This window comes from Desulfonatronovibrio hydrogenovorans DSM 9292, assembly GCF_000686525.1.
Classification (GTDB): domain Bacteria; phylum Desulfobacterota; class Desulfovibrionia; order Desulfovibrionales; family Desulfonatronovibrionaceae; genus Desulfonatronovibrio; species Desulfonatronovibrio hydrogenovorans.
Map to the genome: position 1 here is coordinate 278108 of NZ_JMKT01000010.1, position 6501 is coordinate 284608.

Annotated in this window: 13 protein-coding genes; all 13 read right to left on the reverse strand. The window is 47.9% G+C overall.

Annotated features, from left to right (window positions below):
• Positions 1-4: 4 nt before the first annotated feature.
• The 13 genes from rplN to tuf are packed head-to-tail and all read right to left on the reverse strand — an operon-like array spanning position 5 to position 6472.
• Complete coding sequence (gene rplN, locus P771_RS0109195) at positions 5-373, reverse strand: 50S ribosomal protein L14 (RefSeq protein ID WP_028574918.1); 369 nt, start codon at positions 371-373, stop codon at positions 5-7.
• A 10-nt stretch (positions 374-383) separates the two neighbouring features.
• Positions 384-653, reverse strand: coding sequence for a 30S ribosomal protein S17 (gene rpsQ / locus P771_RS0109200; protein ID WP_028574919.1), 270 nt, complete (start codon positions 651-653; stop codon positions 384-386).
• Positions 643-849 carry a 50S ribosomal protein L29 gene (gene rpmC, locus P771_RS0109205; protein ID WP_028574920.1) on the reverse strand — a complete coding sequence of 69 codons (207 nt, stop codon included), beginning with the start codon at positions 847-849 and terminating at the stop codon, positions 643-645. Before rpmC ends, rpsQ begins: the two co-directional genes overlap by 11 nt.
• 3 nt (positions 850-852) lie before the next feature.
• The gene (rplP, locus tag P771_RS0109210) at positions 853-1263 is read right to left on the reverse strand and encodes a 50S ribosomal protein L16 (RefSeq protein WP_028574921.1); all 411 of its coding nucleotides are present in this window, start codon (positions 1261-1263) and stop codon (positions 853-855) included.
• A 2-nt stretch (positions 1264-1265) separates the two neighbouring features.
• Positions 1266-1901: a 30S ribosomal protein S3 gene (rpsC, locus tag P771_RS0109215; protein WP_028574922.1), complete on the reverse strand. Its 636-nt coding sequence runs from the start codon at positions 1899-1901 to the stop codon at positions 1266-1268.
• 12 nt (positions 1902-1913) lie between these two features.
• Positions 1914-2246, reverse strand: a complete 333-nt coding sequence (gene rplV, locus P771_RS0109220) for a 50S ribosomal protein L22 (protein WP_028574923.1) — start codon at positions 2244-2246, stop codon at positions 1914-1916.
• A gap of 17 nt (positions 2247-2263) precedes the next feature.
• Positions 2264-2548 carry a 30S ribosomal protein S19 gene (gene rpsS / locus P771_RS0109225; protein WP_028574924.1) on the reverse strand — a complete coding sequence of 95 codons (285 nt, stop codon included), beginning with the start codon at positions 2546-2548 and terminating at the stop codon, positions 2264-2266.
• Between the two features lie 8 nt (positions 2549-2556).
• The gene (rplB, locus tag P771_RS0109230) at positions 2557-3387 is read right to left on the reverse strand and encodes a 50S ribosomal protein L2 (RefSeq protein ID WP_028574925.1); all 831 of its coding nucleotides are present in this window, start codon (positions 3385-3387) and stop codon (positions 2557-2559) included.
• 3 nt (positions 3388-3390) lie between these two features.
• Entirely contained in the window at positions 3391-3681 is a 291-nt protein-coding gene (rplW, locus tag P771_RS0109235; RefSeq protein WP_028574926.1) for a 50S ribosomal protein L23, read from the reverse strand.
• A 1-nt stretch (position 3682) separates the two neighbouring features.
• Positions 3683-4303, reverse strand: coding sequence for a 50S ribosomal protein L4 (rplD, locus tag P771_RS0109240; RefSeq protein WP_028574927.1), 621 nt, complete (start codon positions 4301-4303; stop codon positions 3683-3685).
• A gap of 10 nt (positions 4304-4313) precedes the next feature.
• Entirely contained in the window at positions 4314-4946 is a 633-nt protein-coding gene (gene rplC / locus P771_RS0109245) for a 50S ribosomal protein L3 (RefSeq protein ID WP_028574928.1), read from the reverse strand.
• A gap of 10 nt (positions 4947-4956) precedes the next feature.
• The gene (gene rpsJ, locus P771_RS0109250; protein ID WP_028574929.1) at positions 4957-5274 is read right to left on the reverse strand and encodes a 30S ribosomal protein S10; all 318 of its coding nucleotides are present in this window, start codon (positions 5272-5274) and stop codon (positions 4957-4959) included.
• Positions 5275-5278: 4 nt separating this feature from the next.
• Complete coding sequence (gene tuf, locus P771_RS0109255; RefSeq protein ID WP_028574930.1) at positions 5279-6472, reverse strand: elongation factor Tu; 1194 nt, start codon at positions 6470-6472, stop codon at positions 5279-5281.
• Positions 6473-6501 lie beyond the last annotated feature (29 nt).

The window sequence follows — 6501 nt, forward strand, 5'->3', positions numbered from 1 at the left end:
CACCTTATAATACTTCAGGTGCCAGGGAAACAATCTTCATAAAATTCTTGGCCCTGAGTTCTCTGGCCACCGGTCCGAAAATACGGGTTCCAATGGGCTCCATGCTCTTATTGAGCAGCACAGCAGAATTATTGTCAAATCTGATATGAGATCCGTCAGGTCGACCGATTTCCTTTTTTGTCCGGACAATTACTGCCTTGTAGACTTCACCCTTTTTAACTTTGGCGTGGGGCATTGCATCTTTCACAGACACCACGATGATGTCACCAACAGAAGCATATCTTCTCTTGCTTCCGCCCAGCACCTTCACGCATCCGACTTTTTTTGCTCCGGAATTATCTGCTACATCCAGAGTGGTCTGTACTTGTATCATGGATTTACCCCTAGACTGCCTTTTCTATCACTTTATTCAGATGCCATTTCTTTCTTGCACTGATTGGCCGGTGCTCAATAATCTGCACTTTGTCCCCTATGGCGCACTCGTTGGCCGGATCGTGGGCCATAAACTTCTTTTTTCGCTTAATGTATTTTTTCAGAAGCGGATGCTGAATAAGAGTCTCAACGCTGACCACGATGGTCTTGTCAGCCTTGTCACTGACAACAAAACCAACTAGCTTGCGCTTATTGCTGGTTTTTTTTGTGTTATTTTCCATGGCCTGTACCCGTTTTCTTCTCATTGATGATGGTTAGTATCCTTGCGATGATCTTTTTCACCTGAGCCAGGCGCTGGGTGTTTTCCAGCTGGGCCGTTGAATGCTGAAATCGAAGATTAAAAAGCTCCTGGCGAAAATCCTGGAGCTTTTCCTGCAGTTCAGAGCCTGAAAGATCTCTTATTTCCTGTGGCTTCATTGATTACCACTCCTTCTCAACTATGACGGTTTTAACCGGCAGCTTATAGGACGCCCTGATCAAGGCCTCCTTGGCAAGTTCAAGGTTAACACCCCTGATTTCATAAAGGATCCGTCCAGGCCGGATTGGAGCACACCAGCCCACAGGGGAACCCTTACCTTTACCTTGTCGCGTTTCAGCAGGCTTGGCAGTAATGGGCTTGTCCGGAAATATCCTGATGTAAACCTTCCCTCCACGCTTGATGTGCCGCATCATGGCCACACGGGCTGACTCAATCTGCTGGCTGGTCAGCTTGCCTGGCTCAACAGCCTTTAGGGCTATCTCTCCAAAACTTATTTCGCTGCCTCTTTGAGCCTTTCCCTTGATACGACCCTTGTGAGTCTTTCTAAATTTAACTTTTTTCGGGCTTAGCATGATTATTTAACCTCATTCAAGATGTCGCCTTTATATATCCAGACCTTAACTCCAATGATTCCGTAGGTCGTCTTGGCCGTAGCAAAACCATAGTCAATATCGGCTCTCAAGGTATGTAATGGAACACGCCCCTCTCTTTGCCATTCAGTCCTGGCAATCTCTGCACCACCCAGCCGGCCGGAACAGGATATCTTGATCCCCTGCGCTCCAAATTTCAAAGCCAGACTGATGGATCTCTTCATGGCCCTGCGAAAGGCAACCCTTCGCTCAAGCTGCAGTGCGATATTTTCAGCCACCAGCTGAGCATCTACTTCCGGGCGCCTGACTTCGTTGACCTCCAGGGAAAAATCATAGCCGAATTTATTCTTAAGGTCAGCCCTGAGCTTTTCAATCTCAACGCCTTTTCTTCCAATAACAATACCAGGCCTGGAAGTCAGGATGATCAGCCTTATCTTGTCTGCAGCCCTTTCAATCTCCAAACGGGAAATGCCTGCATGGTAAAGCTTGGACTTTACATAGTCACGGATCTTCCTGTCCTCGTACACGAACTTGGGATAACTGGCCCTGCTGAACCACCTTGACAGCCAGTTTTTATTGTATCCTACTCGAAATCCATATGGATGTACCTTCTGTCCCAAGACCAAACCCTCCTATAGCTCGTCCACAACAACGGTGATGTGACTGGTTCTCTTAAGTATCCTGTTTGCCCGGCCCATGGCTCTGGGCTTAATCCTTTTCCAGGTTGGGCCTTCGTCAATCCTGACCTGCTTAACAAACAGATTATCAATATCAAGGCTGTAGTTTTGCTCGGCATTAGCCAGGGCCGAGTGCAGAACCTTACTGATAAGTCCAGCCGCCTTCTTGGGCGTGTACTTGAGAATGTTCAGTGCATCCTCCACAGGCTTTCCCTTGATGTTATCCGCAACAAGGCGCGCCTTTCTGGGAGAAATCCTGATATATCTGGCGATAGCTCTAGTTTCCATTTTTTTCCCGCATAGAATTATTTACGTTTAGCCTGACTCTTTCTGTCTCCGGCATGACTGAAGAAGGTCCTGGTGGGTGCAAACTCTCCCAGCTTGTGACCTACCATGTTTTCCGTTGCAAAAACCGGAATGAACTTGCGGCCATTATGAACCGCAAAGGTCAGGCCAACCATTTCAGGAATGATGGTAGACCTTCTGGACCAGGTCTTGATCACCTTGCGACTCTGAACCTCGTTGGCCACCTGAACTTTTTTAAGCAGATGCTCATCTATAAAAGCACCTTTTTTTACTGATCTAGGCATAAAGACTCCTAATTCTTGGTTCGCTTCTTAATGATTAGCCTGTCAGAAGCCTTTTTCCTGCTCCTGGTTTTGTACCCCTTGGTTGGCCAGCCCCAAGGAGAAACAGGATGACGGCCACCAGAACTCTTTCCTTCACCACCGCCAAGGGGGTGATCAATGGGATTCATGGCAACGCCTCGAACCTTGGGCCTTCTTCCCAGCCAGCGATTTCGGCCGGCCTTACCTATGGAAATGTTCTCATGCTCCACATTTCCAACCTGACCTATGGAAGCTATATTAGAAGACAGAACATTTCTGACCTCACCAGACGGAAGCTTAACCAGGGCATACTTGCCCTCCTTGGCTACCAGCTGAGCATAGGTACCGGCAGACCTTGCCATCTGTCCACCTCGGCCAGGTGTAAGCTCAATATTATGGATGACAGTTCCTACAGGAATCTTATAAAGAGGCAAGGCATTCCCGGGCTGAATGTCGACTTTTTCACCAGCCTGAACTACAGATCCGACTTTCAGTCCAACAGGTGCCAGGATGTACCTCTTTTCCCCGTCAAGATAAGACAAAAGGGCAATGCGTGCACTCCTGTTGGGATCATATTCAATGGAAACAACCTTTGCTGGAATGTCAAATTTGTTTCTCTTGAAATCTATGGTCCTGTATCTGCGCTTGCTGCCGCCCCCTCTTCTCCTGGAAGTAATCCTTCCATAGCTGTTCCTGCCGCTTTTTCTGGGCAGCCCTTTGACAAGGGACCTTTCAGGAGACGTGCTGGTTATATCCGCAAAGTCGGATACTGTCTGGAAACGCCTGCCCGGCGATGTTGGCTTAAGCTTTATAATGGCCATTAGTTATACCCCTTCGAAAAATTCTATTTTCTCGCCTGCGGCCAAGGACACATAAGCCTTTTTAAAACCCGATACCCGCCCGGTAGGACGACCGAATCTTTTCCTCTGGATGGACTTGCGCCTGATAACATTAACCCTATCCACCTTGACATTAAAAAGAGCTTCAACAGCCTCTTTTATCTGATACTTATTGGCATCGGGATGGACCACAAAGGCAACTTGATTCTGAACTTCCTTGATCGCCGTGGACTTTTCCGAAACCAAGGGTTTTATGAGGACCTGCGTCTTGTGCATCTTAGCTCAACCTTTTCTGCAGTTCTTCAACTGCCTGTTTATCCATTACCAGCTCATTGTGTCTCAGGATATCGTAAATATTTACTGAATCATGAGTTACTACTTGAGCACCCCTGACATTACGGGCCGAAAGCTCAAGATTGTTATACTTTTTACCTGTAACAATCAAGGGTTTTTTTAGCTCCAATTTCCCTTTCATCTCAACAAATTGCCTAGTCTTAACCTCAGGCATATCCAGGTCATCAACTATCTTCAGCTTTTCCTGAGCCAGCCTGCTGCTCAAGGCCATTTTAAGGGCCAGCCTTCTGACTTTCTTATTGATCTTAAAGGAGTAATCCCTGGGCTGGGGACCATGGGTTATGGCTCCTCCCCTCCACAAGGGAGACCTGCCCGAACCGGCCCTGGCTCTGCCAGTTCCTTTCTGTCGCCATGGTTTACGGCCTCCGCCAGATATTTTTGCCCTGTTTTTCACTTCAGCCGTGCCTGATCTAACAGCAGCAAGGTGAGACCTGACAGCCAGATGCATCAATTGAGGCTTGATCCCAACAGAGAAAACATCTTCTGAAAGCTGAATTTCCCCTACTTCCAGGTTATCCTTGGAGTATACTTTTGTATTTATCATCATATTCACCTTAACTCTGCTTTCGAAGTACGACTATTCCATTGGTGGGCCCAGGAACCTGACCCTTAACAATGATTATATTGTCCTTGGGTCTGACTATAAGGACCTCAGTGCTGGAATAAGTGACTTTTTTGTTGCCCATCTGCCCTGGCATTTTCTTACCTTTGAAAACTTTACCGGGATAGGCGCACTGACCAATGGCTCCAGTAGACCTGTGCACTTTTTCATGCCCGTGGGAGGCTGGAAGACCGGCAAAATTCCACCGCTTCATGGCACCGGCAAAGCCCTTTCCCTTAGAAGTACCTGTAAGCCTAACCCTGTCACCGGGTTTAAATATTTCAGCCGTAATTTCCTGGCCGGTTTCAAATTCATCCACATTATCAATGGCAAATTCACGCAGGATCCTAAAATATCCTTTATCCTGCTTGGACTGGTGTCCTTGCTGGGGCTTATTCAACTTATGGCCAGGGATCTGATCAAAACCAACCTGAACAGCGTTGTACCCGTCCTTGTCTGCCATCTTCTTCTGCACAACCGGACATGGCCCTGCCTGGATCACTGTAACAGCAACCTGGGTTCCATCGTCGGCAAACAGGCTGGTCATGCCTATTTTCTTTCCAATAAGACCTATAGTGCGCTTCATTGTTCCTCACCTAAAGTTTGATTTCAACATCAACGCCTGCAGGCAGATTGAGCTTGCCAAGGGCGTCCACAGTCTGCTGCGTGGGTTCAAGAATATCGAGCAGACGTTTATGAATTCTCATTTCAAACTGCTCTCGGGATTTTTTATCAACATGGACGGATTTATTTACTGTATACTTGTGTATCCTGGTAGGCAAAGGAATTGGGCCGGCAACACCGGCACCGGTATTCTTGGCTGAGTCGACTATCTCGGCCACGGCCTTATCAAGTATCCTATAGTCGTAGGCCCGAAGCTTGATTCTGATCCTTTCGCTGTTCATGGTTACCATTTCGTTACTCCGTAATTTCCGAGACAACACCGGCACCAACTGTCCGGCCGCCCTCGCGGATTGCAAAACGAAGACCGGGCTCCATAGCGATGGGCGCGATCATCTCAACATCAAATGTCGTGTTGTCGCCAGGCATGATCATCTCTACACCATCAGGAAGGGTAACCACTCCGGTCACATCTGTGGTCCTGAAATAAAACTGCGGACGATAACCGCTGAAAAATGGAGTGTGACGACCACCCTCTTCCTTGCTCAACACATATACCTCTGCCTTGAATCGACGATGAGGGGTGATGGACTTGGGCGCTGCCAATACCTGACCACGCTCAACATCATCTCGCTTGATACCCCGCAAAAGAACCCCAACATTGTCTCCGGCCTGACCCTGATCCAGAATCTTGCGGAACATCTCAACACCGGTACAAACCGTCTTGTGAGTATCCTTGATACCAACTATCTCCACCTCGTCGCCTACCTTGATAATCCCACGCTCTACACGGCCGGTAACAACCGTACCCCGACCAGAGATGGAAAATACATCCTCAATAGGCATCAGAAAAGGCTTGTCTATGTCACGCTCAGGCTCAGGAATAAATGAATCGCAGGCATCCATAAGCTCCCATATGCACTTGGCATCATCTGCATCAGCACTCTCAGACTCCAAAGCCTTCAAAGCACTGCCATGAACCACTGGAGTATCATCTCCAGGAAAACCATACTTGGTCAAAAGCTCCCGAACCTCAAGCTCTACCAACTCCAAAAGCTCTGGATCATCTACAAGATCAACCTTGTTCAAAAAAACCACCAGACTGGGAACTCCTACCTGACGGGCTAGAAGAATATGCTCACGAGTCTGAGGCATAGGACCGTCTGTGGCGGCAACAACCAGAATACCACCGTCCATCTGAGCTGCACCAGTTATCATATTCTTGATATAGTCAGCGTGACCAGGGCAGTCCACATGAGCATAATGACGCTTGTCTGTCTCATACTCTACATGAGACGTGGCTATCGTGATCCCACGCTCCTTTTCCTCAGGTGCCTTGTCAATCTGGTCAAAAGCTACAAAACTACCTCCACCCTTCATGCTCAATACCTTGGTGACGGCTGCAGTCAATGTGGTCTTGCCATGGTCAATGTGACCCACCGTGCCAATATTAACATGCGGCTTCTTCCGCTCAAACTTTGCCTTTCCCATCTCTTCCCCCTATTTACTTTTAAGGATTT

Coding starts and splice junctions, on each gene's coding strand:
- rplN (WP_028574918.1), bottom strand. CDS start 373: ATGATACAAGTACAGACCACTCTGGATGTAGCAGATAATTCCGGAGCA.
- rpsQ (WP_028574919.1), bottom strand. CDS start 653: ATGGAAAATAACACAAAAAAAACCAGCAATAAGCGCAAGCTAGTTGGT.
- rpmC (WP_028574920.1), bottom strand. CDS start 849: ATGAAGCCACAGGAAATAAGAGATCTTTCAGGCTCTGAACTGCAGGAA.
- rplP (WP_028574921.1), bottom strand. CDS start 1,263: ATGCTAAGCCCGAAAAAAGTTAAATTTAGAAAGACTCACAAGGGTCGT.
- rplV (WP_028574923.1), bottom strand. CDS start 2,246: ATGGAAACTAGAGCTATCGCCAGATATATCAGGATTTCTCCCAGAAAG.
- rpsS (WP_028574924.1), bottom strand. CDS start 2,548: ATGCCTAGATCAGTAAAAAAAGGTGCTTTTATAGATGAGCATCTGCTT.
- rplB (WP_028574925.1), bottom strand. CDS start 3,387: ATGGCCATTATAAAGCTTAAGCCAACATCGCCGGGCAGGCGTTTCCAG.
- rplW (WP_028574926.1), bottom strand. CDS start 3,681: ATGCACAAGACGCAGGTCCTCATAAAACCCTTGGTTTCGGAAAAGTCC.
- rplD (WP_028574927.1), bottom strand. CDS start 4,303: ATGATAAATACAAAAGTATACTCCAAGGATAACCTGGAAGTAGGGGAA.
- rplC (WP_028574928.1), bottom strand. CDS start 4,946: ATGAAGCGCACTATAGGTCTTATTGGAAAGAAAATAGGCATGACCAGC.
- rpsJ (WP_028574929.1), bottom strand. CDS start 5,274: ATGGTAACCATGAACAGCGAAAGGATCAGAATCAAGCTTCGGGCCTAC.
- tuf (WP_028574930.1), bottom strand. CDS start 6,472: ATGGGAAAGGCAAAGTTTGAGCGGAAGAAGCCGCATGTTAATATTGGC.